Genomic DNA, 26,881 nt, shown 5'->3' on the forward strand with positions numbered 1-26,881 from the left:
GGTGGGCTCCTTCTGGTCAGGGGGAGTTCAGCTGCCGGTGCCGCGGTAGGCGCGCAGCCCGGCCCGCCAGGCGAGCCCGGCGGCGAGGACGCAGACCGCGGCGGCGACCGGGGAGGCGAACTGGAAGGCGGTGGGCAGGCCGAGCGGGTCAGGCCGGCCGAGGATGCGCAGCGCGGGCAGCCAGTTGACGAAGGCCAGCGGGACGCCGAAGACGACCCCGGCGACCAGTTCCTTGGCGAAGACCGTCGGCGGGTAGTGCAGCAGCGTCGCGCCGCCGTAGGTGAAGGAGTTCTGGATCTCCTTGGACTCGCCCCACCAGAACTGGACGGTGGCGCCGCCGATGTAGATCGCGCCGAAGATGACGGTGCCGCAGACCAGCAGGACGGGCACCAGCAGCACCCGGTCCCAGGTCCAGTGCACGTCCAGCGCGGCCAGTGACCAGACCAGCACCGCCACGGCCTGCAGCGGGCGGCCGAGCCGGCGCAGCGAGAAGCGTTCCGCGCACAGCTGGGAGAGCGCGGGCGCGGGCCGGATCAGCATGGTGTCCAGCGAGCCGCTGACGATCCGCGCGCCGAGCGACTCGGCCGAGCCGACCAGCAGGTTGGCGACGCCGAGCGAGAAGGCGGCGGTGGCGTACAGGAAGGCGATCTCCGGCAGGCTCCAGCCGCCGAGCCGGTCGGTGTGCAGGAACATGACCACCAGCACCACGAAGTCGAGGGCGTGGATGACCACGCTCGCCGCCAGGTTCAGCGCGAAGGAGGCCCGGTAGGCCATCATCGAGCGCATCCACATCCGGGCGCAGAGCCACCAGGAGCGCAGCGCCCAGGCGGTGCGGGCCGTGAAGGGCTCCCGGCGGAGCCTCACCAGCTGCTCAGCCACCCTGCACCACCACCCTGCGGGTGGCGAGCCACTGGGCGCCCCGCCCGGCGGCGAGCAGCACCGCCGCCCAGCCGAGCTGGAAGCCGAGCGCCCCGAGCACGGCGGTGCCCCGCGTCCGCTCCAGGAAGACGTCGGTGGGCACGTTCACCAGCGCGGACCAGGGCAGCACCCGGCCGAGCGCGCCCAGCCAGCCGGGGAACAGGGCGATCGGCAGCAGCATCCCGGAGAAGAACATCGAGACCACCAGCATCGCCGAGCGCACCCCTTCCGAGTCGTGCAGCCAGAAGCCGGTGATCGAGACCAGGAAGCGCAACCCGAAGCTGACGACCACCGCCAGCAGCCCGGAGAGCAGGAAGAACGCCCAGGTCAGCGGGTGTTCGGGCAGTCGGATGCGGAACACCAGGGCACCGATCAGCATCGGCACGGTGCCGCGCACCAGCGCCTGGAAGCCGGCCCGTCCGAGGTCGGAGGCCAGCCACCAGCCCTGGAAGTCGACCGGGCGGTAGAGGTCGACGGCGATGTCGCCGCTGCGGAAGCGGTCCTGGAGGTCGTCCTGGAAGCCGCCGCCCCAGACCGCGACGGTGACCAGCAGGCTCTGGCTGACCCAGATGTACGTGACGGCCTGGCTCTGGTCGTAGCCGCCGAGTCCGGGGCGGGCCTGCCAGAGGGCGAGGAAGGTGTAGGCCAGGATGATGCCGAAGACGGTGTTGGTGAAGGTACCGGCCACGGTGGCGGCCCGGTAGGTGGAGTAGCGGCGGAAGGCGCCGCGGGCAACGGCGGCGTAGAGCATATTGTCTCCTTGTCGACAAATGCGAGCAGAGAGAGGCGCCCCTCGACATCCGCGCACGCCCCAACGGCCCCGACCGGCCGTACCCGGGGGGTGCCGGGCGGGCGGGCGGAGCTGCGAAAGCGGGTGCGCTATGTGGTTTTCACCTTTCACCGTACCTCCGGACGACCCCACCCGCACCCGGTTTTTCCGGCCTGATCGCGCGTCAAATAGCAGATAATCTCGGCATGACCTTGAGCACCCGCCGCCAGGCCAAACGGGCCGCCCGCCGCGAGGCCCGCCGCGCCCTCCCGCTCTGGCGCCGGCTCCTGCCCACCTGGCGGGTCACCCTCGGCACCCTCACCACGCTGTTCCTGCTCGCCGTGGGCGGCTTCGCCGTGCTCTACGTCATCGTCCCGGTGCCCGATCCCAACGCCCACGCCGTCGCCCAGAACAACATCTACCTCTACGCGGACGGCACCACCGAGATCGCCCGCACCGGCGCCGTCAACCGCACCGACGTCACCATCGACCGGATCCCGCTCGCCACCCAGCAGGCCGTCGTCTCCGCCGAGGACCGCACCTTCTACCAGAACCGCGGCATCGACCTGAAGGGCATGCTCCGGGCCGGCTGGAACACCCTGCTCGGCAAGGGCATGCAGGGCGGCTCCACCATCACCCAGCAGTACGTCAAGAACTACTACCTCACCCAGGACCAGACCATCGAGCGCAAGGGCCGCGAACTGCTCATCGCCCTCAAGGTCGACCAGCAGCGCGACAAGCGCGAGATCCTCGCCGGCTACCTCAACAGCAGCTACTTCGGCCGCGGCGCCTACGGCATCCAGAGCGCCGCCCACGCCTACTACGGCGTCGACGTCTCCCGGCTCACCCTCCCCCAGGGCGCCTACCTCGCATCCCTGCTCCAGGCCCCCAGCCTCTACGACGTCAAGACCGCCACCCCCGCCAACCGCGAGAAGGCCGTCGCCCGCTGGAACTACACCCTCGACGGCATGGTCCAACTCGGCTTCCTCACCCCCGCCGACCGCGCCGCCACCACCTTCCCCGACCCGATCGACCCCCAGCCCGCCACCGGCCTCGCCGGCCAGGCCGGCTACCTGGTCGGCGTCGCCGACGACTACCTCGTCTCCTCCGGCACCCTCGACGCCGCCACCCTCAAGGCCGGCGGCTGGCGCATCACCACCACCTTCGACAAGCCCCGCCAGGACGCCTTCACCAAGGCCGTCCAGGACGAACTCACCGGCGAACTCGACCCCCAGGCCCGCCCCACCACCGACACCGACGTCCGGGTCGCCGGCGCCTCCGTCGAACCCGCCACCGGCCGGGTCGTCGCCGTCTACGGCGGCCCCGACTACGCCAAGCAGCCCTACAACGACGCACTGCGCCAGGACAACCAGATCGGCTCCACCTTCAAACCGATCGACCTCGCCGCCGGCCTCGTCGCCCAACACGCCGTCGACGGCCGCCCGATCACCACCGAGTCCCGCTACGACGGCACCAGCGAACGCCCCGTCACCGGCGGCCCCACCCCCTACGCCCCTCCCAACGAGGACGACATCTCCTACGGCAACATCACCCTGCGCTACGCCATGGTGAAGTCCGTCAACTCCGTGTACGCCCAGGAGGGCGTGGACGCCGGACTCGCCCGCGTCCGCGAGACCGCCGTCAGACTCGGCATCCCCGACAGCGTCCGCGGCATGGACCCGGCCAACACCTCGATGACCCTCGGCACCGCCACCCCCAGCGCCCTCGACCTGGCCGGCGCCTACGCCACCTTCGCCAACCACGGCCAGGCCCACACCCCCTGGTCCGTCCTCAAACTCGAACGCGTCAACACCGGCGGCGCCGTCGACGTCCCCAAGATGCCCGAACACAACCCCACCGACGCCCTCGACCGGGAGATCGCCGACTCCGTCACCGACGTGCTGCGCGACGTCATCAGCCCCCGCGGCACCGGCGCCGCCGCCCTCGACCTGAACCGCCCGGCAGCCGGCAAGACCGGCACCACCGACTCCAACCTCTCCGCCTGGTTCGCCGGATACACCCCCGAACTCGCCACCACCGTCGGCCTGTTCAGGGAGAACCCGAAAACCCACGCCAAGGAACCGCTGGCCGGCACCGCAGGACTCACCCGGATCAACGGCGGAGCCTTCCCCACCCGGATCTGGACCGCCTACACGGCCGCCGCCCTCGACGGCACCCCCACCCAGGACTTCGACCTCAAGACCGGACAGGAGCCCACCACCACCCCCTGGCCCGACCTCACCCCCGGCACCAGCCCCAGCGCCACCACCACCCCGACCACCCCGCCGCCCGGCGGCGCACCCACCAGCACCGGCCAGGCCCCCGGCACTCCCCCCGACCACACGCCCAGCGCCCCCGCCACCACCGACCGACCCGCCCCCGGGCCGAACACCCCCAGCCCCCAAGCCCCCCAGCCCACGACGGGCCCGGACCAGCCCAGCCCCACCCCCAAACCCAGCCAGACCCAGCCGACCCGCCCCACCAGCCTGCCCAGCGCCACCGGCGGCCCCGCCAGCCGCCCGGCGGCACCGACCACGCCCTGAACCGCCGGCCCTGAACCGCCGCCCCTAAGCCACCAATTCACGCTCCAGCGGGGTACGGAACCGCGGCGTCACCCGCACCTCCCCCAGCCAACCCGCCAACCGCTCCGCCTCCACCGCGACCGCCTGCTCCGCATCCGCCCCGACGTCCCGGAACAGCCGCCACACCAGGCTTCCGTCGGCGCGCTGAGCCCAGCCGCCCACCACCTCGCCGCACCACCACACCGTCGGCCCGGAGTTGCCCGCCCGGTCGAACAGCGCCGGCACGTCCTCCGGCCGCAGGTACCAGTCCCGCCCGCGCCAGCCCATCACCGCAGGGTCCAACGAGGGCAGCAGCGCCGCCCACGGCTCCGGCTCCGCCACCGGCGCCTCGTCCCCCGGCAGCACCAGGGCGGGCGCCCCGTCGGCCAGCGCCACCTCCGACGCCCCGAGGTCCGCCAGCGCTCTACGGACGTCCCCCAGCGTCCAGCCCGTCCACCACTTCACGTCCTCCACGGTCCCCGGCCCGTACGCCGCCAGCCAGCGCCGCACCACCTCGGCCTTCGCCTCCCGCACCGGCACGTCCGGCCACTGCGGCACCGGCGCCCACGGGTAGCTGCTGCTCAGCCACGACCCGCGCGGACGGCAGCGGCGCACGTGCCCGTCCGAGGCCAGCAGCCGCAGCAGTCGACTGCCCACGCTCTGCCTCGCCTCGTACGGCTTGCCCGCCGACATCAGCATCGTCTCGCGCAACTGCGGCACGTCCTCGGAGAGTTCCTTGGTCGTCGCCTCACCGCGCGCGGCCAGCGCCGCCAGCACCTCGCGCTCCGTCCGCGCCAACCGGGCCTCGTCCCAGCCCTCGGCGTGGTCCCGCAGGTGCTTCAGCAGCCCCGCCCGCTCCTTCGCCGCGATCGCCCGCGCCGCCGCCGAACTCACGTACGGGGCGAAGCCCTCCGTCACCGCGAAGATCGTCCGCCGCATCGACAACAGCTTCACCAGCGAGACGTCCTCGTACAGCGCCCGGTCCACCTCCGCCGCCGCGGGCTCCGCCAACCGCGCGCAGGCCGACAGGTACACCGTGGCCGCGTCCGACGCGTGCAGCCCGACCACCCCGTCGGCCACGTCCTCCGCCCGCGCCGCCCGCACCGACGGCGCCAGCAACTGCCGCCGCCCCAGCCTGGCCCGACGCTCCCGATCCCCGATCACCGGCACACTCATGCCGGGACCCTAGCGCGCACCACCGACAAGCCCGGCCGGTCGAGGCGCGGGCCCACCCGCGTCAGGGGCTGGGCGTCGGACAGCCGAAGCCGATGTTGTCGGTCCAGTAACTGCCGCCGAAGATGTCGACCTTGGTACCTGCGGCCCCCGGGCCCGGATGGGGGTTGGTGGCGTTCGCGCAGTACGCGGCCTGGGCATCCGCGAGCGTCGGGTACGGGCCCAACTCGGCGGTGTACTGCACCGGGACGTCCTGACCGCCGGCATCGGCGCACAGACCGCCGTCCGCGAAGTCGCACGTGCGCTTGCCCTGGACGTCGTCCAGCGAGCCCACCAGGACGTTCCCGCCGGAGACGTTGGTGAGCAGGAAGACGTAGTAGGCGCCGGCCGAGGGAGAGGGCGAGCCGGAGGGCGTCACCTCGGTGGGCGTCTCGGACGGGGTCCCCGTCGGAGTCTCGGTGGGCGTCTCGGACGGGGTCTCGGTGGGCGTCTCGGTGGGCGTCTCGGACGGGGTCTGTTCCGGCTGCGGCACCGGACAACCCTGCACGCCCTGCCCCGGCCGCAGCCCGTCGCCCCCGGACAACCCCGGACGAGCACCGCCCCGGGAGGCCGGAACCGAGTTGACGAAGTCCACCAGCTCACGCGTCCGGTCACCGGCCTGCTTGGCCGAATCCGACCCGCAGTAAAGATAGTTGGAGAGGTAGTGGAGGTTGAACCGCGACGCCGTGGAGCCGTCGTACACGATCTGCGGGGCCACGGCCCTGGTCGTGAAGTCCACGCTGGAGACCCCCATCAACAACCAGTCCCACTCGAACATCTCATAGCGGGTCGGATTGGCGTTCAGCTCCTGCCCGCTGCCGAACGGCGGGGCGATGTAGAGCGCCCCGACGGGCTTCCCGGCGCCGATCCGCGGCAGCACGTTGCGCAGGTAGAGGCCGCCCTCGCTGTGCGAGATCAGCACCACGCGCAGCCCCTTGCCCAGGTCGTCCTGCACGTTCTTCAGCAGGTTCACGTTGACCCCGTCCAACGCGAAGTCCGGATCCGCCAGCTTCCGGGTGATCGTCCCGCTGACGTCCGCCATGACCGCGTCCGGCAGGACGACCGCCCCAGCCGCGCTGAGCCCGCAGACGGCCTTCGCGAGGTCCCGGTTCTCCTGGATCGGGTTGCCCGCGGTGGCGCGCTGCGCCTCCTGACAGGCGCTGTACGTGTACATCGCGATGCTGGCGCTGGAGGCGTTGAACTGGAGGTTGACGCGGACCGGATAGCCCAACTGCCCGCTCAGCGTGGTGGACAGCAGGTTCGCGTTCACCGTCGAGGAGTCGAAGTTGTTCAGCACCCCGTTGACGAAGTAGAAGGACAGCCCGGCGCCCGGCGACGCCTGCCGGAACGCGGCCGGCCGCCCCGGTCCCCCCGCGGGGGGCGCGCCGAGCGTCGGCGCCGGCACCCCCGAGGTACCACCCACCGACACCACGCGCCCGTTCAGCGCCGCGGCGTTGGCCATGAAGGTCTGCTGCCCCTCCGGCGTACTCAGCCGGCGCGACTCCCACAGCAGGACCTCCCTGCTGATCGTGTCGTGGTCGACGCCCCGGGCGGAGGCGGCGCCCACGGCCGCCGCCAACCCCTCCCACGCCCGCTGAGCGTCCTCCGCACCGAGCGGCTTCTCGAACGCCGCGAGACTCTGTCGCACCTCCGCGGCCCCGGCGGCGGAGGCCCCCGCGGAGGCGGAGGCCCCGGCAGGGGCGGACGGCGTCGGGCCGCTCTTCGGCGGCGAGGAGCAGCCGGCCAACAGGGCGGCGACCGTACCGAGCACCACCGTGGCACGAACGCGGACACGCGCGTCCGCACCGCTCTCTCTGGTCGGTGTCATGGCTTCCCTCGCGCGGTCACCGTGGACGCCCCACGGGCGGATGGCCGTATCCGGCCGCTCCCACCGTCCGCTGCGGCGCCGGAAGGCACAACGGGAACTGAACCGACCAGGTGACACGCCCACCCGCGGACGACCACGCGAGGACCCGCGACGAGGACCGCGGGCCGCGCCTACAGGTAGAGCCCGGTCGAGCCCTCCGTGTCGCCGAACCGGGTCGCGGCCACGGCGTGCAGGTCGCGCTCGCGCAGCAACACGTAGGTGGCGCCGCGGACCTCGACCTCCAGCTTGTCCTCCGGGTCGTACAGCACCCGGTCACCGGGCTCCACCGAGCGCACGCTCTGGCCCACCGCGACGGCCTCCGCCCAGGTGCAGCGCTTGGACAGCTCCGCCGTGGCCGGGATCAGGATGCCACCGGTCGAACGGCGCTCGCCCTCACCGCCCTCGATGCGCACCAGCACGCGGTCGTGCAGCATCCGGATCGGCAGCTTCTCGCCGAGCCGGTCGTGGCGGGCGTGCTCCTGCAGGTGGTCCGAGTGGCTCTCGTGGTTCGTACTCACGGTCCCGAAGGTACCTCCCCCGGGCGCGGGGCGTGACGCTGGCCCGGCATGCGGAACGCGGGCACGCCCAACGCCGGGCATGCTCAACGCCGGGCACGCCCAACGCCGGGCAGCGGAGCCGGACATGCGGAGGACCGGGCACGCGTGCTGCGCCCGGCCCTTCCGTCCCGCGGTGCTCAGCCCTTGCGGCGCTTGCGGGCCGAGGCGACCAGCAGCACCAGGCCCACGCCCACCAGCGCGGCCGGGACGATCCGCTCGCGGCGCGGCTGCCCCTTCTCGTCCACGAACTGCGCCCGGACCTTCTCCACCACGCCGCTGGCGGCCACGTAGGCCCGGGCGGTCCGCTCCTCGACGGCGGCCGCCGCCTTGGCCTTGACCTGGGCGGAGATGGTGCTCGGGTGGACGCGGACGGCCAGCTCGTCGAGGGTTCCCGCCAGCCGGTCACGCGTCCGCTCGATGTCCGCCTCGATCTGGGCGGTCGTCCTCGCCGACTTGTCCTGCGTGCTCGCGTCGCCCACTCGGGCCACCCCATTCACTCGCCGATGTTGTTCCGTCCGATCCGTACGATCGGTGCGACTGACCCAGTGTGTCAGCTGCCGGGAACGGTCGCGCGGCCCCACCCACCATCGGAGGTAGGTTTGCCGTGGTACGACCGCCCGCCCCAGCTTCCAGGAGAGTACGACCGTGAGTGAGCGTCTCCAGCCCGGCGACACCGCACCCGCCTTCAGCCTGCCCGACGCCGACGGCAACCAGGTGTCCCTCGCCGACCACGCGGGCCGCAAGGTCATCGTCTACTTCTACCCCGCCGCCCTGACCCCCGGCTGCACCAAGCAGGCCTGCGACTTCACCGACAACCTCGAGGTCTTCGCGGGCGCCGGCTACGACGTCATCGGCATCTCCCCGGACAAGCCGGAGAAGCTCGGCAAGTTCCGCGAGGCCGAGGACCTGAAGGTCACCCTGCTGTCCGACGTCGAGAAGACGGCGCTGGAGGCGTACGGCGCCTTCGGCGAGAAGCAGAACTACGGCCGCACCTACCTGGGCGTGATCCGCTCCACGATCGTCGTGGACGAGCACGGCAAGGTCGAGCACGCCTTCTACAACGTGCGGGCCACCGGCCACGTCGCCAAGCTGCTGCGCGACCTCAAGGTCGGGGCCTGAGGCACTGAGGGCCCGAGGTACTGAGGTACTGAGCCCGACCCACGACGAAGCGGTGGCGGCGCACCCCCCGACCGGGTGCACCGCCACCGCCGCATCTCACCTCAGCGGACCGCCCTGATCAGCAAGCCCCGAGGTCGCTCCAGACGCCCCACGCACCGCTGGCCGCGGGGTCGTCGCCCTTGGTCCACCACTTGTTCTGGTAGTAGTGGCCCTTCCAGGAGACCTTGGTGGGGCTCGCGTAGGTGGTGCCCGCGTCCCAGCTCGGGGCGGCCGTGCAGGCGCCCGAGGTCTGGGTCGGAGTCGGGGTCGGCGTCGGGGTGGCGGTGCCCGTCGGGGTCGGGGTCGGCGTCGGGGTGGCCGTCTGCGACGGGGTCGGGGTCGGGGTCGGCGTGCCGCCGTCCACCGCGCCGCGGGTCAGGTCGCCCTTGATCCCGTACAGCGTGCCGCCCACGTTGACCGTCCAGTTCGACGGCGTGGACACCGGCAGGTAGTAGACGAAGTCCATGTCGATCGAGGCGCCCGGCGCCAGCGACTGCCAGCCCGGCAGCTTGACCGACACCCGGTTGTAGTTGCCCTTCAGACCGCCCACGTTGCCCGGGCCCGGGTTGTCCTGCTTGACGACCTGCAGGCCGAAGCCGGACTGGTCCTTGGCGTTGCCCGGGGCCGAGTTGCCGTAGTCGAACTGGAACTCGGTGCCGCCCGGCAGGGTCAGCGTCGAGTTGTTGACGATGTGCAGCTTCGGGTTGATCGGGTAGTTCGAGTCGCCCAGCGCGAAGTTGTTGAACGACACGTCGATCGGCAGGGTCTGCTGCGGCAGCGCGGTCGTCGAACGGATCGCGCCGTACGGGGTCGACGACTTGAACTTGTCGTACATCAGCGTGGTCAGCGTGTTGCCGGGCACGTACTGGCCCTTGCCGCCGTTGGCGGTGGCGTCCCACCGGTAGTCGCCGGCGAGCTCCCAGATCATCGCGCCGCCGGCACCCTGGTTGACGATGTAGTCCGCCTTGGCGCCCACCGACTGTTCGTCCTCGGTGGAGAGGAACACCTTCTTGGTGTCGTTCCACAGCCACGGCGCCACCAGGGTGGAGCTGTAGTTGCGGGTGTAGGTGCCCTGCAGCGCGGTGTCGGACACGCCGTACTTGGCCAGGTAGTCGGGCAGGATGCCCTTCTCCAGGTTCTTGGCGTGCCACATCGGGTTCGACCCGGCCGGGGACTCCTTGCCCGCGTCGTCCTTGTCGTTCCAGATGTTGTCGATGCCGACCGCGCCGTCACCGCAGGCGGTCAGGCCGGAGCCGACCGGGCAGGTGGTCGCCGAGGCGGTGCCCCAGAGGCCGTTGGTGCCGCCCTGGACGTTCTTGAAACCACGGGTGTAGTACGGCAGGCCGACGTTGATCCGGCCGCCGGGCATCGAGCCGCGGAAGTAGTGGTACGACCAGTCCGCGTTCAGGTAGCCGATACCGCCGTACTGCGCGGTGCCGTAGACGTTGGCGGCGGCCAGCTCGCCGTCCTTGCCGTCGTCGAACAGCGAGGCGTTCGGGCCGACGTACTTGTTCCAGGCGCCGTGCAGGTCGTACGACATGATGTTGACGTAGTCCAGGTACTTGGCCACCTGGAAGGTCTCCATGCCGCGCAGCAGGTAACCGGAGGACGGGGCCGCGACCGACAGCAGGTAGTGCTTGCCGTCGGCGGCGCCGGCCTTGTCCAGGCTCTCGCGCAGGGTCTTCATCAGCGCCGCGTAGCCCTTGGCCAGCGAACCGCGCTTGGCGTTGGCGAGCTGCCAGTCCAGCGGGTTGCCGGCGTCCTTCATCGAGGTCGGGTACTCGTAGTCGATGTCGACGCCGTTGAAACCGTACTTGCGGATGAAGTCGACCGAGGAGGCGGCGAAGGTGTCGATGCCGGCCTGGTTGACGCTGCCGTCCGCGTTGACGGTCATCGAGTAGAAGCCGCCGGAGTTCACGCGCTTGCCGTCGTCCCCGAAGTAGCCGCCGGTCTCGGTCCAACCACCCACCGAGATCAGGGTCTTGACGTTCGGGTACTGCTTCTTGTACTTCGTCAGCAGATTGAAGTGCCCCTTGTACGGCAGGCTCGGGTCCAGCTCGGCACCGGGGACGCCGGGGAAGGAGATCCCGGTGGCCTCGTTGGTCGGGCCGTCGGTGCCGACCGAGAGCTTGTTGTCGCCGCCGACGTGGCCGAAGGCGTAGTTGAGGTGGCTGACCTTGTCCCAGGGGACGTCGCTCACCAGGTACGGGGCGTCGCCGTTCTTGCCGGTGCGCCAGCCGGTGAAGTACCCGATGATGCGGCGCTGGTGGTCGGCGCCCATCTTCTCGCGCCCGCTGGTGTCGTAGACGGAGCAGTACGGAACGTCCACCCCGGGCGTCTGGTACAGGCCGTCCGGCCGACAGGCCGCGTTGTCGACCGCCGCCGACGCCTGCGAGGGCGCCGCACCCAGCGTCGCCATCAGCAGCCCGGCCAACGAGGCCGCCGCCAGCGAGGCCACACCGGCCCGAGCCGCCGGACTCTTCCGGCGGTGGGCAGCGGTGGGACGCCGCTCCGCCGTGTTTCGGATCAACACTCGGTCCTCCAGGAGAGAGTGTCGGCGCGTGCCTGTGGGGGAGCACGCACGTGGGGGATTGCAATTGGCGCAGAAGCTATGTGGTCTGAACCACATAGGTCAATAGGTCTGTACCAATTGGTAATCAACGACCAAACATCACAGGTCGGAGCCCCACGACAATCAGTCAGCCGATGGCCGAAACCCACCCCACCCGCAACCGAACCCGCCGCCGACCGACGGGACGACCTCCGACCGCTCCGCTCCGCCTGCCGCTCCGTCACGGACGGACACTGCGAGGGAACGGGAACAGGCGCACGTCGCCGCACTGAATCGCGGTGTTCCCACCAAGGGCGAAGCCCTAGACTGAAGGCCATGCGGCCTTGGCGTAACAGGCAGCCGCGCGGGTTTTAGGTGCCCGTGGGAGAAATCCCGTGAGGGTTCGAGTCCCTCAGGCCGCACTAGCCTTGAAATCGAAGGCCCGCCCCGAGAAGCTCTCGGGGCGGGCCTTCGACGTTCAGCGGACGGGGCGTCAGCCGACGAGGTCCTTCACCACCGGGGCGAGGGCGCGGAAGGCCTGGCCGCGGTGGCTGATGGCGTTCTTCTCCTCCGCCGTGAGCTCCGCGCAGGTGCGGGTCTCGCCGAGGGGCTGGAGGATCGGGTCGTAGCCGAAGCCGCCGTCGCCGGCGGGGGCGGTGCGCAGGGTGCCGAGGAGGCGGCCCTCGACGACGCGCTCGGTGCCGTCGGGGAGGGCGAGGGCGGCGGCGCAGAAGAAGTGGGCGCCGCGGTGCGGCTCGGCGATGTCGGAGAGCTGGGCGAGCAGCAGGTCGAGGTTGGCGCGGTCGTCGCCGTGCTTGCCGGACCAACGGGCGGAGAAGATGCCGGGCGCGCCGTTCAGCACGTCCACGCAGAGGCCGGAGTCGTCGGCGACGGCGGGCAGGCCGGTGGCGCGGGCCAGGGCGTGGGCCTTCAGCAGGGCGTTCTCGGCGAAGGTGACGCCGGTCTCGGGGACGTCCGGGATCTCCGGGTAGGCGTCGGCGCCGACGAGTTCGACGTCCAGGCCGGCGTCCGCCAGGATGGCGCGGAGCTCGGTGACCTTGTGCTGGTTGCGGGTGGCGAGGATCAGGCGGGTGGACATATCGCCCACCCTACCGAGTGGCCGGGGACGGTCAGCCGGTGCAGACCGAGGTGAGGTTGCCCGCCGCGTCGCCGAGCGGCTTGAGGTCGGGGACCTCGTTCCTGTCGGCCGCCCGCTGCACGTTCTCGACCTGCTTCTGCAGGTCGGTCACGGCCTTGGCGACGTCGGTGTTCTTGGAGTTCTTCCCGACCTGGTCGAGGTCGTTCTTGAGCTTCTGCAGGGCCCGGCCGGCGGCCGCCGAGTCGTTGCTGGCGTTGTCGTAGGCCTGGGTGACGTCGGCGATGTCACCGGTGATCTTCACCGCGGTGTTGCCGCAGTCGAGCGCCTTCTGGGCGGCGGAGCAGCTCACCATGCTGAGCGGGAGGATCGCGATGAGGCCGGCCACGGCGAGGGCGGTGGGGCGGGCGATGCTCGACGGCATCCGATCCTCCTGTGGGGCGCGGGTTCCATGGGGTGGGACGCGCGCCGGGAGGTGCGCGGTTCCCGCAGCGGGAGTGCTGCGGGAACCGTACGGTCTCCGGGCCCGGCCTGTACAGCAGGCGGATCGTTCGGCGGGCCGTTCGCTCCGCGGGCCCGAACGGCCGTCCGGGCCCGGGGGCTGACCGTGCGTCCGATCCGGTCGACGGCTTCGGGGCCCGCGCCGGTTCAGCCCTCCAGGGCCTTGCGCTGGATCTCGTCCAGTTCGGCGCAGCCGAGGCTGCCGAGGTCGAGCAGCCGGTCGAGCAGCTCGCGGTCGAACGGGGCGCCCTCGGCGGTGCCCTGGACCTCGACGAAGCGGCCGTCGGAGGTGCAGACGATGTTCATGTCGGTCTCGGCGCGCACGTCCTCCTCGTACTGGAGGTCGAGCATCGGGACGCCGTCGATGATGCCGACGCTGACGGCGCTGACGCCGCCGGTGATCGGCTGGCCCTTGGCGCGCAGCAGCTTCTTGTCGCGGGCCCAGGCGACGGCGTCGACCAGGGCGATGTAGGCGCCGGTGATGGCGGCGGTGCGGGTGCCGCCGTCGGCCTGGAGGACGTCGCAGTCGAGGACGATGGTGTTCTCGGCGAGCGCGCGGTGGTCCACGACGGCGCGCAGCGAGCGGCCGATGAGCCGGCTGATCTCGTGGGTGCGGCCGCCGATGCGGCCCTTGACGGCCTCGCGGTCGCCGCGGGTGTTGGTGGCGCGCGGGAGCATGGAGTACTCGGCGGTGACCCAGCCCTCGCCGCTGCCCTTGCGCCAGCGGGGCACGCCCTCGGTGACGCTGGCGGTGCACAGCACCTTGGTGTCGCCGTAGGAGATGAGGACGGAGCCTTCGGCGTGCTTGCTCCAGCCCCGTTCGATGGTGATCGGGCGGAGCTGTTCGGGGGTGCGGCCGTCGATGCGTGACATAGGAACTGAGCGTAGTCGCTCCGGAGCCCCGGTCCCGATGCGTCGCCGCGCCCGGTCCCGATGCGTCGCCGCGCCGGGCCCCGCCGGGTCCCGGGTCGGCTCCGGATGCGCCGCGGCCCGCCGTCCCCCTGAGCGGGTCGGCGGGCCGGGCGGGCTGAACCCGGGTGGTTCAGCTCACATCATGTCCTCGATGTCGGCGGCGATCGGGTCGGCGTCGGTGCCGATGACGACCTGGATCGCGGTGCCCATCTTCACGACGCCGTGGGCGCCGGCGGCCTTGAGGGCGGCCTCGTCGACCAGGGAGGCGTCCTTGACCTCGGTGCGCAGGCGGGTGATGCAGCCCTCGACCTCTTCGATGTTGTCGATGCCGCCCAGACCGGCGACGATCTTCTCAGCCTTGCTGGCCATCTGGTTTCTCCCTCTGTCTCGGCCCTTCGGCGGCTCTGCCGGGTGCCGTCCTGCGTTGGTGCTGGGGTGTCCCTCGACCGTCGGGTGGTGAGGTCCGTGCCGGTGGCTGACGCGGGTTCGGCTGCGGTCGGCCGGCGAGCAGCGCGACCAGCATCACCCGTGCCGGTCCGGTCCGCCACGTTAGTCCACTTTTGGCCCATCTCGGCGGGCAGGGTCCCGATCGCCGCCCGAGGATGACGATCAGCGGGGCCGGTGCCCTCGGAGTACGGCCCGCGTCCAAGTGGTCTACACCAATATATGTGTACTCCGAGGAACGCGGGAACGGCCCCGGGTGTTCCCGACCCCTGCCCGAGGGTCCCGCGGGGGCCCTGCGGTCGGCAACTGCTCCCGGAGGGCGAAGGATGAGTTCGGCAGGCGCCACGGCCCCGCAGACCACCTGGTGGCACACCTTCTACGGCGGCCTCCAGAAGATGGGACGCTCCCTGCAGCTGCCGGTCGCGGTGCTCCCGGCCGCCGGCATCCTCAACCGGCTCGGCCAGCCCGACGTCTTCGGCAAGGACGGGCTGGGCTGGGACGACGTCGCCAGGGTGTTCGCCGCTGCGGGCGGCGCGCTGCTCGACTCCTCCTTCGGCCTGCCGATGCTGTTCTGCGTCGGCGTCGCGATCGGCATGGCGAAGAAGGCGGACGGCTCGACGGCGCTGGCCGCCGTGGTCGGCTTCCTGGTCTACTTCCGGGTCCTGCACGCCTTCCCGGAGAAGTGCCCGGCGGGGACGACGCTGATCCCGGACGCCTGGTCCGGCCAGTGCGTGAGCTACTCGTCGGCGAGGATCGCCGCGGCGACGTACCAGAACCCGGGCGTGCTGGGCGGCATCCTGATCGGCCTGATGACGGCCTGGCTGTGGGTCCGGTTCCACCGCACCAGGCTGGTGGACTGGCTCGGCTTCTTCAACGGCCGCCGCCTGGTACCGATGATCACCGCCCTGGTGGGCCTGGCCACCGCCGTGGTGGCGCTCTGGATCTGGCCGCCGATCGGCCGCGGCCTGAACGACTTCTCGCAGACCCTCGCCGACCTGGGCGCGGGCGGCGCCGGCATCTTCGGCCTGTTCAACCGCGCACTGCTGCTGATCGGCATGCACCAGCTGCTGAACACCTTCGTCTGGTTCCAGTTCGGGGAGTTCGTCAAGCCGGACGGCACGATCGTGCACGGCGACATCCCGCGCTTCCTGGCGGGCGACCCGACGGCCGGCCAGTTCCAGTCCGGCTTCTTCCCGATCATGATGTTCGCGCTGCCCGCCGCCGCGCTCGCGATCGCCCACTCGGCGAAGCCGCACCGGCGCAAGGAGATCTACGGCCTGATGCTCTCGGTCGGCCTGACCTCCTTCGTGACGGGTGTCACCGAGCCGGTCGAGTACTCCTTCGCCTACATCGCCCCGGCCCTGTACGCCGTGCACGCGGTGCTGACCGGCGCGTCGATGGCGGCGACCTGGGGACTCGGGGTGCACGACGGGTTCAGCTTCTCGGCCGGCCTGATCGACTACGTCATCAACTGGGGGCTGGCCACCAAGCCGTGGCTGATCATCCCGATCGGGCTCTGCTTCGCCGCCGTGTACTACGCGCTCTTCCGGTTCATCATCCTCAAATTCGACCTGAAAACTCCCGGCCGGGAGGACGAGGCGGAGGTCGAGGACGTCACCAAGGCCTGAAACCGGGCGGCGCCCGGGTTATCCCCGCATTGGCCTCCGGATCACCGGTCCGGGGGCCTTCGGCATTTCCCGAAAGGGCCGGGCCGGTGGCGGACGTCCCGGGCCCGGCCCAGGCCGGACGCCCCGTCAGACACGCCGTGCTTTTGTTGCGCGATTATCCAAAATCGATTTTGTTGCGCCGTCGGCCAAAGTCCCAATCGCGACCGACACCAAGATCGCCATTCGGTAAGTAGGTTTCGATTTCATAGCGCTTCCCGGCGACAGCGCTTTCCGGGGTTCCTCGACTTCCCCGCCCGTGCTACAAAACTGGTCTACACCACGTGTGGTGTAGACCAGTTTGCGGTTGGCCCCCTGTGCCTCCCCCGACCGACCGCCATGCCGTTAGGAACCCACCCCCATGAGTCAGTCTGAGCAGGCACCGGCGCCCGCTAAGGCTCCGGCCTCGCCAAGCCCCGCCAAGCAGTTCGGCCAGAACCTCCTCCAGGGTCTGCAGAAGATCGGCCGCAGCCTCCAGCTGCCCATCGCGGTGCTCCCCGCCGCCGGTCTGCTGATGCGTCTCGGCCAGGACGACGTGTTCGGCAAGGACGGTCTCGGCTGGGACAAGGTCGCCGCGGTGTTCAACACCGCCGGCTCCTCGGTCTTCGACGCTCTCCCGATGCTCTTCGCGGTGGGCATCGCGATCGGCTACGCGAAGAAGGCCGACGGCTCCACCGCTCTGGCCGCGCTGGTCGGCTTCCTGGTCTACAAGAACGTGCTCACCGCGTTCCCGATCACCGAGTACAAGATCCTCCCCGGCAAGGACGAGCCTGCCACCTACCAGAACCCGGGTGTGCTCGGCGGCATCGTGATCGGCCTGCTGGCCGCGGTGCTGTGGCAGAAGTACCACCGCACCAGGCTGGTCGACTGGCTCGGCTTCTTCAACGGCCGCCGCCTGGTCCCGATCATCATGGCCTTCGTCGGCACCGCCGTCGGCGTCTTCTTCGGTCTGGCCTGGGGCCCGATCGGCGACGCCATCAAGAGCCTGAACGACACCCTGATCGGCGCCGGCGCGTTCGGTGCGGGCGCGTTCGGCCTGGTCAACCGCGGTCTGCTGCCGGTCGGCATGCACCAGTTCGTGAACTCCTACGCCTGGTTCCAGACCGGTGACTTCACCAAGCCCGACGGCACCGTCGTGCACGGCGACCTGACCCGCTTCTTCGCCGGCGACCCGACCGCCGGACAGTTCATGTCGGGCTTCTACCCGATCATGATGTTCGCGCTGCCCGCCGCCGCGCTGGCCATCGCCCACGCCGCCAAGCCGCACCGCCGCAAGGCCGTCACCGGCATGATGGTCTCGCTGGCCCTGACCTCCTTCGTGACCGGTGTCACCGAGCCGATCGAGTTCGCCTTCGTCTTCATCGCCCCGGTCCTGTACGTCATCCACGCGCTGCTCACCGCCGTCTCGATGACCGTCACCTGGGCGCTCGGCGTACACGACGGCTTCACCTTCTCCGGTGGCCTGATCGACTACCTGCTGGCCTGGAACAAGGCCACCGACCCGTGGATGATCATCCCGCTCGGCCTGGTCTTCGCCGCGATCTACTACTTCCTGTTCCGCTTCGCGATCGCCAAGTTCGACCTCAAGACCCCCGGTCGCGAGGACGACGACGAGATCGAGGACGTCACCAAGGCCTGAGGCCCGACGCCCGAAGCCCGCGTCACCGCACGCCTCGAAGGCCCCGCCCCGCCGCTGCTCCCCGGCGACCGGGCGGGGCCTTCGGCGTACCCGGGCCCGCCCCGCGCGTCCCCGGGCCCGCCGATCGGCCGTGTCCACGAACGCCGTGCCACTGTGTCCACGAACGCCGTGCCACCGTGTCCACGGACGGAAACGGCGGTTGACGAATCGCCGGAGGCCCTGGTCAACTGAAGCGGTGAACGCCTCGTGCCCGCTGGTCACCCGCAGCCACATCGACTTCGGTCGCGTGTGGTCCGCGGCGTGTCGCGGCTGAGCTGACCGTTCCCCCGCCGCCGCCCGGCTGACGACCCGCCCGGCGCCGGTCCTTCCCTCCCCCGCCCGTACGGGCTCCGCCCGCGGGCCGCCACCGCGCTCCCGCGCGCCCCGCGCACCCGTGCCCCGGCACGGGCCGCTCCGGTGCGCGCACGCGTCCGCACGAGGAAGTCAGGCTCACCATGCCCCGCCAGTTGCACCTGTCCGCCGCCCTCGACAGCCCCGGCCGCTTCGACGCCGGGCACTACGCCTACCTCGCCCGCCTCGCCGAGCGGGCCACCCTGGACTTCGTCACCCTCGACGACTCCTTCGCCGCCGCGCCGAGCCGCCCCGACGCGCTCGCCGCCCTCGCCCGGATCGCCCCGCTGACCGGCCGGGTCGGCCTGGTGCCGACCGTCACCACCACCCACACCGAGCCCTTCCACACCTCGATCTCGGTCAACACCCTGGACTGGGCGAGCGAGGGCCGGGCCGGCTGGCTGGTCGGCGTCTCCACGACCGAGGCCGAGGCGCGGGCCTTCGGCCGCCGACCGGTCGCCGCCGAGGACGAGCTGTGGGCCGAGGCCGCCGACGCCGTCGAGGTGGCCGCCCGGCTCTGGGACAGCTGGGAGGACGACGCGGAGATCCGCGACACCGCCACCGGGCGGTTCATCGACCGCGACAAGGTGCACTACATCGACTTCGCGGGCCCGCGCTTCTCGGTCCGCGGCCCGTCCATCACCCCGCGCCCGCCCCAGGGCCGCCCGGTGGTCGCGGTGCCCGTCTCCGCCGCCGACCTCGCGCCGGACGCCTCCCCGGGCGGGCGCGCCCGGGTCGCCGCCGCGGTCCGGCACGCCGACGTCGTACTGCTCGACGCCCCCGACCGCGCCGCCCGGCTGACCGCCGCCACCGAACTGCGGCTGCGGGCCGGCGAGGGCCTGCGCATCCTCGCCCGGCTCGACGCCGACCTCTCCGCCCTGCCCGACCGCGCCGCCGACGATCGGCTGCTCGCCGAGCTCACCGCGACCGGCACCGGCGTCGACGGCTTCCACCTCTCCCCCGCCGACCCTCCGCGCGACCTGGCCGCGCTGGCCGACCGGATCGCCCCCGCGCTGCGCGCCGCCGGACTGCTGCGCGCCGAGTACACCGGCCGCACCCTGCGCGACCACCTCGGCCTGGCCCGCCCGGCCAGCCGCTACGCCGCCCGCCCGGCCGACGCCCCCACCGCTTCCCCCGCCGCTTCTCCCGCCCTCGCCGAGGTGACCCGATGACGGACCGACCGCTCAAGCAGATCCACCTCGCCGCACACTTCCCCGGCGTCAACAACACCACGGTGTGGAGCGACCCGGCCTCCGGCAGCCACATCGAGTTCTCCTCCTTCCGCCACCTCGCGCAGACCGCCGAGCGCGGGAAGTTCGACTTCTTCTTCCTCGCCGAGGGCCTGCGGCTGCGCGAGTCCAAGGGCCGCATCCACGACCTGGACGTGGTCGGCCGCCCCGAGTCGATCACCGTGCTGAACGCGCTGGCCGCCGTCACCGAACGGCTCGGCCTGGCCGCCACCGTCAACGCGACCTTCAACGAGCCGTACGAACTCGCCCGCCGCTTCGCCTCGCTGGACCACCTCTCCGGCGGCCGCGCGGCCTGGAACGTGGTCACCTCCTCGGACGCCTTCACCGGGGAGAACTTCCGCCGCGGCGGCTACCTGGACCGCGCCGACCGCTACACCCGGGCCGCCGAATCCGTCCAGCTGGCACGGGAGTTCTGGGACGCCGGGGAGGAGACCGTCCGGCACTCGGGGCCGCAGTTCGAGGTCGAGGGCCGACTCTCGCTGCCACGGCCGCCGCAGGGCCACCCGGTGGTGATCCAGGCCGGGGACTCCGACGAGGGGCGGGAGTTCGCCGCCGCCACCGCCGACGTGGTGTTCTCCCGGCACTCCACCCTCGCCGACGGCCAGGCCTTCCACACCGACGTCAAGCGCCGGCTCGGCGCGTACGGGCGCAAGCCGGACGAGCTGAAGATCATGCCCGCGGCCACCTTCGCCCTCGGCGACACCGACGCCGAGGCGGCCGAGCGGGCCCACGAAATCCGCCGGGCCCAGGTCGGCGCGCAGACCACGATCGCCTTCCTGGAACAGGTCTGGGGCATCGACCTGTCCGACCACGACCCGGACGGACCGCTGCCCACCGTCGACCCCGACCCGGACAGCGACCTGGTCCAGGGCAGGGTCCGGCACGTCGACCCGGTGGCCGTCGCCGAACGGTGGCGGGCGGTGGCCGCGGAGAAGAGGCTGACCAGCCGCGAGCTGGTGATCGAGCTGACCGGCCGACAGTCCTTCATCGGCTCGCCGGCAACCGTCGCCGCGCAGATCGACCACTTCGTGCAGAACGACGCGGCCGACGGCTTCATCCTCGTCCCGCACCTCACCCCGGGCGGCCTGGACGAGTTCGTCGACCGGGTGGTGCCGCTGCTCCAGGAGCGCGGGGTGTTCCGCACCGACTACACCGGCTCCACCCTGCGGGAGCACCTCGGACTGCCGGTGCCCGGGCGGCGCTGAACGGGCACGGCCCGCCCGGGTGCTCCGGGCGGGCCGTGAACGGAGGGACGGTCAGCCGGCGCTCCCGCCCACATCGGTCAGCGGATCCCGGCGGGCTGCTCCGTGCCCGGCGCGGCGCCGCCCACGAAGACGCCGACCGCGGAGACGTCGACCGCGGAGATGCCGTGCGGCCAAGACATGCGGGGGGCACGGAGGTTGCAGGTGGTTCCCGGGTTTCTTCCGGGAACCCGCGGACCGGACGCCGAGCACGCCCACCGGCACCGCGCCGAGTTGCTCAGACCTCGTACACCGCGCCGGCCCGGGCGACCTCGACCGGCCCGGGGTAGGCGGCCGCGGCGGCCCGCCGGTTGTGCTCGGCGTCGGTCCACGGCGGGATGTGGGTGAGGACGAGCCGGCGGGCCCGGGCCGCGGCGGCGTGCTCGCCCGCCTCACGGCCGTTGAGGTGGACGGCCTGGTAGGTGTCGCGCCCGTCGATGTACGCGGCCTCGCAGAGGAAGAGGTCGGTGTCGCGGGCGAGTTCGACGAGTTCGGGGCTCTCGCCGGTGTCCCCGCTGTAGACCAGCGAGCGGCCGTCGTGCTCCAGCCGGAACGCGAAGGCGTCGACGGGGTGGTTGACCTGGGCGACGGTGACCCGGAACGGGCCGAGTTCGAAGCTGCCGGGGGTGAGGGTGCGGAACTCGAACACCTCCTTCATCCCGGGGTTCTCCGGCATGTCGTAGGCGCGGGCGAGCCGCTCGGCGGTGCCGGCCGGGCCGTACACGGGCAGCAGTTCGGGGCAGCCCTCGGCACGGTAGTTGCGGGCCACCCAGTACGCGCACAGGTCGACGCAGTGGTCGGCGTGCAGGTGGCTGAGCAGGACGGCGTCGACGTCGTAGAGGCCGACGTGCTTCTGGAGGGCGCCGAGGGCCCCGTTGCCGAGGTCGAGGACGACACGGTAGCCCTCGGCCTCGACCAGGTAGCTGGAGCAGGGCGAGTCGGCGGACGGGAAGCTCCCCGAGCACCCCACCACGGTCAGTTTCATCCGAGCCCCTCCGCCCCGACACGTCCTGGCTGCTGCTGGAAAACGGCATCACCGTCCTCCATGGAAAACAGCATGGAAAACGGCAGGCCGGGGCCGGTGGACCGGCCGGTAGCACTGCGTTGGTGTGTCGAGGGTAAGGGCGGAGCGGCACTTTGCCCCCGTCCCCGTGCCGGGCTGTGGGCGGAATCACCAGAACGCCCGGGGCGGGAGCGGGGCCGGTTGACGGGCCGGGGATCAGCGCCGCCGGGGCCGGTTGCGGGCCCAGGTGCGGATGGTGAACGGGTACCAGCGGGGGTGGCCGCTGCCGTCGATCACGTCCGGATCGGGCAGCAGCCGGTGCCGGCGGTAGCTGCGGACGGTCTCGCGCCGGACGTTGATGTGGCGGGCGATCTCGGCGTAGGACCACAGCTCGGGGCCACGGGTCACGGGGGCACCTCCGGGGGGACGGGGGCGGACGTTCGTGACGCAGCCTGGCCGGACCGGGCGGAACTCCGGGCGCAGAACGGGCATTGTGGCAGTTCCGTGACGAACCGGGAGCAGTGCGCGGACAAATGGGCGGACGAACGTCCGGCGGCCGACCGCCGGACCGTCACGGACCGCGCGGTGGTGGCGTGCGCCCCCGGCCCGGTACGGTTCGCCGCATGAACGGCATGACCGCTGCCTGGCTCGTCCTGTCGCTGCTCGGTGTCGCGCTGCTGGCCGCCGCCGCGGCGGCGCTGGTGCGGCGCGCCCGTCCGGCCCCGCGCCCGTCCGGGCCGGCCGGTCCGCAGCCGCGTCCGCGGACGGGGGCCGGCCCGCAGCCGCAGGAGATCTGGTGGGCGCAGGTGCCGTTCGAGGACGGCCCCGGCTCCAAGGACCGCCCGTGCCTGGTGCTGCGGGTGCGCGGCCGGACCGCCACCGTCGCGAAGATCACCAGCAAGCACCACGCCGAGCGCCCGGGCGTGCTGGCGCTGCCGCCCGGTTCGGTGGGCGACCGGCAGGGCCGGACCAGCTGGCTGGAGACCGACGAGCTGCGCGAAGTGCCGCTGTCGGCGTTCCGCCGCCGGGCCGGCGCGGTGGACCGGCAGGTCTGGACCCGTACCCAGCGGGCCCTTCAGAGCCGCTGAGGCCGAGGCCTCAGGCCCAGAGCTGGCCCTGCAGCGCCTCGACCGCGGCCTCGGTGGACTCGGCGGTGTAGATGCCGGTGGACAGGTACTTCCAGCCGCCGTCGGCGACCACGAAGACGATGTCCGCGCGCTCCCCCGCGGCGGCCGCCTTGCGGCCGACGCCGATCGCCGCGTGCAGGATGGCGCCGGTCGAGACGCCCGCGAAGATGCCCTCCTGCTGGAGGAGTTCGCGGGTGCGGCGGACGGCGTCCGCGGAGCCGACGGAGAAGCGGGTGGTGAGCACCTCGGCGTCGTACAGCTCGGGGACGAAGCCCTCGTCCAGGTTGCGCAGCCCGTACACCAGGTCGTCGTAGCGCGGCTCGGCGGCGACGATCTTCACGCCGGGGACCTTCTCGCGCAGGTAGCGGCCGACGCCCATGAGGGTGCCGGTGGTGCCGAGGCCGGCCACGAAGTGGGTGACGGTCGGCAGGTCGGCGAGGATCTCGGGGCCGGTGCCGGTGTAGTGGGCGCCCGCGTTGTCGGGGTTGCCGTACTGGTAGAGCATGACCCAGTCGGGGTGCTCGGCGGCGGTCTCCTTGGCGATCCGGACGGCGGTGTTGGAGCCGCCGGCGGCCGGGGAGGAGATGATCTCGGCGCCCCACATGCGGAGCAGCTCGCGCCGTTCCTCGCTGGTGTTCTCGGGCATCACGCAGACCATCCGGTAGCCCTTGAGCTTGGCGGCCATGGCCAGCGAGATGCCGGTGTTGCCGCTGGTGGGCTCCAGGATGGTGCAGCCGGGGGTGAGCCGGCCGTCGGCCTCGGCGCGCTCGATCATGTGCAGGGCCGGGCGGTCCTTGATCGAGCCGGTGGGGTTGCGGTCCTCCAGCTTGGCCCAGAGGCTCACCAGGCCCTCGTCGTTGCCGGGGACGGCGGCGGACAGCCGCGGCAGGCGGACCAGCGGGGTGTTGCCGACGGCTTCGAGCGGACTGTCGTAACGCAAGGGGGGCCTCCGGCCAAGGCGGTGAGGGTGGCGGGGGTGGGTGCCCCCCCCCGGCGGGGGGCCCGGGGGGGGGGGCGGGCGCCCCCCGCCCCCGCGGGGCGGGGGGGGGGGCGGTGGCCCGCGGCGGGGGCGGGGGCGGGGGGCGCCCCGCCGGGGCTGGCGGCCGGGGGGGGTGTGGCCGCGGGCTTCGCGGGGGGGGGGGGGGCGCCGGGGGGCCCCCCGCCCCGGGGGGGGGGGGGGGGGGGGGGGGCCCCCCCCCCGCGGCGGGGGAACCGGGTGGTCTAGCGGGCGCCGCCGGCCACGGCGGGCAGGATGGTGACGCTGTCGCCGTCGGCGAGGGCGGTGGAGATGCCCTCCAGGAAGCGGACGTCCTCGTCGTTCAGGTAGACGTTGACGAAGCGGCGCAGCTCGCCGCCCTCGACCAGGCGGGCGGCGATGCCCGGGTGGCGGGCGTCGAGGTCGGCGAAGAGTTCCCCGAGGTTGCTGCCGTTGCCCTCGACGGCCTTGGCGCCGTCGGTGTAGGTGCGGAGGATGGTCGGGATGCGGACCTCGATGGCCATGAGTGCGCTCCTGTGCGGGTCGTGGAGTGGGTGGGCCGCTGCGGACGCGGCAGGGCGGAGGGGTGCCCGGGGCTCGGCGTCGCCGGTGGGCGGCGGGCCCGGGTGAGGTGAAGCGGCTCTCAGCGCGAGCGCGCGGGCGTGCCGGGACAGATCGCACCGGCGTGCCGGCACAGGTCGATGTGCAGGCGCGCCACGAGGCGGGTGCCCGGGGCCTGAGTGCTCACATCGACGGAACGCATGGACTCATCGTATAGATTCCCGGGTCCGCTCCGACATGCCCGTCTCGGGATCCGGATGTTCCCGTTCCCAGGGCTGAGACGACGGCGGCCCGCCGCCCCTCGGGAGGGGTCGGCGGGCCGGGTCCGCGGGCGGGCCGGTCAGGCCGGGTGGGCCTCGACGACCTGAACGTCTTCCTCTGTGATCTCGCCGTCCACGATGCGGAACGAGCGGAACTGGTAGGGGTCGTCCTCGCCGTTGCCCTCGGCGGTGGAGACCAGGACGTAGTGGGCGAACGGTTCGGAGGCGTAGCTCACGTCGGTGCGCGAGGGGTAGGCCTCGGTGGCGGTGTGCGAGTGGTAGACGATCACCGGCTCCTCGTCGCGGTCGTCCATCTCGCGGTAGAGCTTGAGCAGGTCGCCCGAGTCGAACTCGTAGAAGGTGGGCGAGCGGGCGGCGTTGAGCATCGGGACGAACCGCTCGGGTCGGCCGCTGCCGGCCGGTCCGGCGACCACGCCGCAGGCCTCGTCCGGGTGGTCGGCGCGGGCGTGGGCCACGATCCGGTCGCGGAGTTCTCGGGTGATGGTCAGCATGCGGCTCAGGATAGCCACGCCCCGGCGGATGGCCGCCGGGGCGTCCGGGGCGCGGTCAGTGGGTGTCCACGTTCCCGTCGCGGGCGTCCGCGGCGGCGCCGGCGGCGGGCTCCGGGTCCTGGGCGCCGCCGCGCAGGGCCCGCGGGTCGCGGCGCTTGAGCACCTGGTAGCCGACCACCAGCAGCAGGGCCCAGCCCGGGAAGACGAACAGCGAGATCCGGTTGTCCCGGTCCAGGCCGATCAGCACCACGACCAGGGCGAGGAAGGCGAGCGCGGCCCCGCTGACCCAGGCGCCGCCGGGCGCCTTGAAGGTGGGCGGCGGCAGGTGGCCGGCCTGCCAGGCCCGCCGGTAGCGGATCTGGGAGATCAGGATCATCGCCCAGGTCCACAGGCCGCAGACCGTGGCGACCGAGGTGATGTACTCGAACGCCCGCGCCGGGACGAGGTAGTTGAGGACCACGCCGACGCCCATCAGCAGGCTGGAGACGGTGATCGCGAAGGCCGGGGTGCGGCGGGAGTTGAGCCTGGTGAGGCGCCCCGGGGCCTGGCCGCTCAGCGCGAGGTCGCGCAGCATGCGGCCGGTGGAGTACATCCCGGAGTTGCAGGAGGAGAGCGCCGCGGTGAGCACCACGAAGTTGATGATGCCGGCCGCCGCCGGGATGCCGATCTTGCCGAAGGCGGCGACGAACGGGCTGACGCCGGGCTGGAATTCGGTCCACGGCACGAGCGAGAGGATGACCACCAGGGCGCCGATGTAGAACAGCATGATCCGCCAGGGCAGCGTGTTGATGGCGCGCGGCAGGGTCTTCTCGGGGTTCTCGCTCTCGCCCGCGGTGACGCCGACGAGTTCGACGCCCAGGTAGGCGAACATGACGATCTGGAGGGTCATCACGGTGGAGCCGATGCCCTGCGGGAAGAAGCCGCCGTCCTGCCAGAGGTGGCCGAGTGACGCGGTGTCACCGGCCTTACTGAAGCCGAGGGTCAGCACCCCGACGCCGATCAGGATCATGCCGATGATGGCGGTGACCTTGACCATGGAGAACCAGAACTCGATCTCGCCGAACAGCTTCACCGAGATCAGGTTGGCCGCGTAGAGCACGACCAGGAAGGTCAGCGCGCTGATCCACTGCGGTATGTCGGGCGCCCAGAAGCGGACGTAGACGGCGGCGGCGGTGGTCTCCGCCATGCCGGTGACGACCCAGAACAGCCAGTACGTCCAGCCGGTCACGTAGCCGGCGAAGGGGCCGAGGAACTCCCGGGCGTACTCGGCGAAGCTGCCGGAAACCGGGCGGTAGGTGAGCAGTTCGCCGAGCGCCCGCATGATCACGAAGATCACCAGGCCGGCGACGGCGTAGGAGAGGATCAGGCTCGGGCCGGAGCGGGAGATCGCGGTGCCCGCGCCGAGGAACAGGCCGGTGCCGATGGCTCCGCCGATCGCGATCATCTGGATCTGGCGGCTGCCGAGCCCGCGCTCGTAGCCCTCCGCATCCGGTGGATTGTCGACCATTTCGTCGTACAACTTCTCGGCCACTGTGCACCGTCCTGGTCGGTCTCGGGGGTGGAGAAGTCGTACCACGCGGGGTTCGGATAGCGGTGTCCATCTGAGCGTTATTTGAGCATGACCTGGTATGGTTTGCCCGATTTTCATAAGAAATGCCCCGGCCGATCGTCCATACTCTGGACAAAACGGCCGGGGCTTGCCCGGAATCGGG

The 26,881-nt window shown here is 72.0% G+C and carries 25 protein-coding genes and 1 tRNA gene; 8 read left to right on the forward strand and 18 right to left on the reverse strand.

What is annotated here, in order from left to right:
- Positions 1–27: 27 nt before the first annotated feature.
- Positions 28–879: an ABC transporter permease gene (locus tag ACGF0D_RS21700; RefSeq protein WP_392918563.1), complete on the reverse strand. Its 852-nt coding sequence runs from the start codon at positions 877–879 to the stop codon at positions 28–30.
- Positions 872–1,669 (reverse strand): ABC transporter permease, encoded by a 798-nt coding sequence (locus ACGF0D_RS21705; protein WP_392881063.1) that lies wholly within the window; start codon positions 1,667–1,669, stop codon positions 872–874. Before ACGF0D_RS21705 ends, ACGF0D_RS21700 begins: the two co-directional genes overlap by 8 nt.
- Before the next feature lie 224 nt (positions 1,670–1,893).
- Here ACGF0D_RS21705 and ACGF0D_RS21710 point away from each other — a divergent pair, with 224 nt between their 5' ends.
- On the forward strand, positions 1,894–4,230 hold the full coding sequence (locus ACGF0D_RS21710) for a transglycosylase domain-containing protein (RefSeq protein ID WP_392918566.1): 2,337 nt from the start codon (positions 1,894–1,896) through the stop codon (positions 4,228–4,230).
- A 24-nt stretch (positions 4,231–4,254) separates the two neighbouring features.
- Here ACGF0D_RS21710 and ACGF0D_RS21715 read toward each other — a convergent pair whose 3' ends face one another.
- The 4 genes from ACGF0D_RS21715 to ACGF0D_RS21730 all read right to left on the reverse strand — a co-directional run bounded on the left by ACGF0D_RS21715 (position 4,255) and on the right by ACGF0D_RS21730 (position 8,363).
- Positions 4,255–5,424 carry a winged helix DNA-binding domain-containing protein gene (locus ACGF0D_RS21715; protein ID WP_392918568.1) on the reverse strand — a complete coding sequence of 390 codons (1,170 nt, stop codon included), beginning with the start codon at positions 5,422–5,424 and terminating at the stop codon, positions 4,255–4,257.
- Positions 5,425–5,485: 61 nt separating this feature from the next.
- A complete protein-coding gene (locus tag ACGF0D_RS21720; protein ID WP_392918570.1) occupies positions 5,486–7,288 on the reverse strand; it encodes a hypothetical protein in 1,803 nt (600 codons plus the stop codon).
- A gap of 170 nt (positions 7,289–7,458) precedes the next feature.
- Positions 7,459–7,761: a co-chaperone GroES gene (locus ACGF0D_RS21725; RefSeq protein WP_049655715.1), complete on the reverse strand. Its 303-nt coding sequence runs from the start codon at positions 7,759–7,761 to the stop codon at positions 7,459–7,461.
- A gap of 260 nt (positions 7,762–8,021) precedes the next feature.
- On the reverse strand, positions 8,022–8,363 hold the full coding sequence (locus ACGF0D_RS21730) for a DUF3618 domain-containing protein (RefSeq protein WP_392918573.1): 342 nt from the start codon (positions 8,361–8,363) through the stop codon (positions 8,022–8,024).
- Between the two features lie 166 nt (positions 8,364–8,529).
- Between ACGF0D_RS21730 and bcp the strand changes: the two genes are divergently transcribed.
- Complete coding sequence (gene bcp, locus ACGF0D_RS21735) at positions 8,530–9,003, forward strand: thioredoxin-dependent thiol peroxidase (RefSeq protein WP_392881052.1); 474 nt, start codon at positions 8,530–8,532, stop codon at positions 9,001–9,003.
- A gap of 118 nt (positions 9,004–9,121) precedes the next feature.
- Here bcp and ACGF0D_RS21740 read toward each other — a convergent pair whose 3' ends face one another.
- Positions 9,122–11,575 carry a chitinase C-terminal domain-containing protein gene (locus tag ACGF0D_RS21740; protein WP_392918576.1) on the reverse strand — a complete coding sequence of 818 codons (2,454 nt, stop codon included), beginning with the start codon at positions 11,573–11,575 and terminating at the stop codon, positions 9,122–9,124.
- Positions 11,576–11,931: 356 nt separating this feature from the next.
- Here ACGF0D_RS21740 and ACGF0D_RS21745 point away from each other — a divergent pair.
- Positions 11,932–12,015 (forward strand) — tRNA-Leu (locus ACGF0D_RS21745).
- 71 nt (positions 12,016–12,086) lie between these two features.
- On the opposite strand, the gene rdgB is transcribed toward ACGF0D_RS21745, so the two are convergent.
- The 4 genes from rdgB to ACGF0D_RS21765 all read right to left on the reverse strand — a co-directional run bounded on the left by rdgB (position 12,087) and on the right by ACGF0D_RS21765 (position 14,471).
- A complete protein-coding gene (gene rdgB, locus ACGF0D_RS21750) occupies positions 12,087–12,692 on the reverse strand; it encodes an RdgB/HAM1 family non-canonical purine NTP pyrophosphatase (protein WP_392881047.1) in 606 nt (201 codons plus the stop codon).
- 31 nt (positions 12,693–12,723) lie between these two features.
- Positions 12,724–13,113 (reverse strand): hypothetical protein, encoded by a 390-nt coding sequence (locus ACGF0D_RS21755; protein WP_392881044.1) that lies wholly within the window; start codon positions 13,111–13,113, stop codon positions 12,724–12,726.
- Between the two features lie 224 nt (positions 13,114–13,337).
- A complete protein-coding gene (gene rph / locus ACGF0D_RS21760) occupies positions 13,338–14,063 on the reverse strand; it encodes a ribonuclease PH (RefSeq protein WP_392881042.1) in 726 nt (241 codons plus the stop codon).
- A gap of 174 nt (positions 14,064–14,237) precedes the next feature.
- A complete protein-coding gene (locus ACGF0D_RS21765) occupies positions 14,238–14,471 on the reverse strand; it encodes a glucose PTS transporter subunit EIIB (RefSeq protein ID WP_030060521.1) in 234 nt (77 codons plus the stop codon).
- Between the two features lie 401 nt (positions 14,472–14,872).
- On the opposite strand from ACGF0D_RS21765, the gene ACGF0D_RS21770 reads away from it, so the two are divergent.
- From ACGF0D_RS21770 to ACGF0D_RS21785, 4 genes are all read left to right on the forward strand, one after another.
- On the forward strand, positions 14,873–16,174 hold the full coding sequence (locus ACGF0D_RS21770) for a PTS transporter subunit EIIC (protein ID WP_392918579.1): 1,302 nt from the start codon (positions 14,873–14,875) through the stop codon (positions 16,172–16,174).
- Between the two features lie 397 nt (positions 16,175–16,571).
- Positions 16,572–17,849 carry a PTS transporter subunit EIIC gene (locus tag ACGF0D_RS21775; protein ID WP_392881036.1) on the forward strand — a complete coding sequence of 426 codons (1,278 nt, stop codon included), beginning with the start codon at positions 16,572–16,574 and terminating at the stop codon, positions 17,847–17,849.
- Between the two features lie 494 nt (positions 17,850–18,343).
- Entirely contained in the window at positions 18,344–19,411 is a 1,068-nt protein-coding gene (locus ACGF0D_RS21780; protein ID WP_392881033.1) for an LLM class flavin-dependent oxidoreductase, read from the forward strand.
- On the forward strand, positions 19,408–20,694 hold the full coding sequence (locus ACGF0D_RS21785) for an LLM class flavin-dependent oxidoreductase (RefSeq protein ID WP_392918581.1): 1,287 nt from the start codon (positions 19,408–19,410) through the stop codon (positions 20,692–20,694). Before ACGF0D_RS21780 ends, ACGF0D_RS21785 begins: the two co-directional genes overlap by 4 nt.
- A gap of 274 nt (positions 20,695–20,968) precedes the next feature.
- Here the strand turns inward: ACGF0D_RS21785 and ACGF0D_RS21790 are convergent, their stop codons facing one another.
- Together ACGF0D_RS21790 and ACGF0D_RS21795 are read right to left on the reverse strand one after the other, a co-directional pair.
- Positions 20,969–21,715 carry an MBL fold metallo-hydrolase gene (locus ACGF0D_RS21790; protein WP_392881029.1) on the reverse strand — a complete coding sequence of 249 codons (747 nt, stop codon included), beginning with the start codon at positions 21,713–21,715 and terminating at the stop codon, positions 20,969–20,971.
- Between the two features lie 234 nt (positions 21,716–21,949).
- The gene (locus ACGF0D_RS21795) at positions 21,950–22,141 is read right to left on the reverse strand and encodes a MarR family transcriptional regulator (RefSeq protein WP_392881027.1); all 192 of its coding nucleotides are present in this window, start codon (positions 22,139–22,141) and stop codon (positions 21,950–21,952) included.
- Between the two features lie 215 nt (positions 22,142–22,356).
- Here ACGF0D_RS21795 and ACGF0D_RS21800 point away from each other — a divergent pair, with 215 nt between their 5' ends.
- Complete coding sequence (locus ACGF0D_RS21800; RefSeq protein WP_392881024.1) at positions 22,357–22,821, forward strand: type II toxin-antitoxin system PemK/MazF family toxin; 465 nt, start codon at positions 22,357–22,359, stop codon at positions 22,819–22,821.
- A gap of 10 nt (positions 22,822–22,831) precedes the next feature.
- Here ACGF0D_RS21800 and ACGF0D_RS21805 read toward each other — a convergent pair whose 3' ends face one another.
- The 5 genes from ACGF0D_RS21805 to ACGF0D_RS21825 form a co-directional block, all read right to left on the reverse strand.
- Complete coding sequence (locus tag ACGF0D_RS21805; protein WP_392881021.1) at positions 22,832–23,800, reverse strand: PLP-dependent cysteine synthase family protein; 969 nt, start codon at positions 23,798–23,800, stop codon at positions 22,832–22,834.
- 281 nt (positions 23,801–24,081) lie between these two features.
- Entirely contained in the window at positions 24,082–24,360 is a 279-nt protein-coding gene (locus ACGF0D_RS21810; RefSeq protein ID WP_030257420.1) for a MoaD/ThiS family protein, read from the reverse strand.
- A 119-nt stretch (positions 24,361–24,479) separates the two neighbouring features.
- Positions 24,480–24,599: a putative leader peptide gene (locus ACGF0D_RS21815; protein WP_310593142.1), complete on the reverse strand. Its 120-nt coding sequence runs from the start codon at positions 24,597–24,599 to the stop codon at positions 24,480–24,482.
- 138 nt (positions 24,600–24,737) lie between these two features.
- Complete coding sequence (locus ACGF0D_RS21820) at positions 24,738–25,169, reverse strand: Mov34/MPN/PAD-1 family protein (RefSeq protein ID WP_392881019.1); 432 nt, start codon at positions 25,167–25,169, stop codon at positions 24,738–24,740.
- A 55-nt stretch (positions 25,170–25,224) separates the two neighbouring features.
- Positions 25,225–26,676: an amino acid permease gene (locus tag ACGF0D_RS21825; RefSeq protein ID WP_392918654.1), complete on the reverse strand. Its 1,452-nt coding sequence runs from the start codon at positions 26,674–26,676 to the stop codon at positions 25,225–25,227.
- Positions 26,677–26,881: the final 205 nt, after the last annotated feature.

This window comes from Kitasatospora sp. NPDC048298 (genome assembly GCF_043201465.1).
Classification (GTDB): domain Bacteria; phylum Actinomycetota; class Actinomycetes; order Streptomycetales; family Streptomycetaceae; genus Kitasatospora.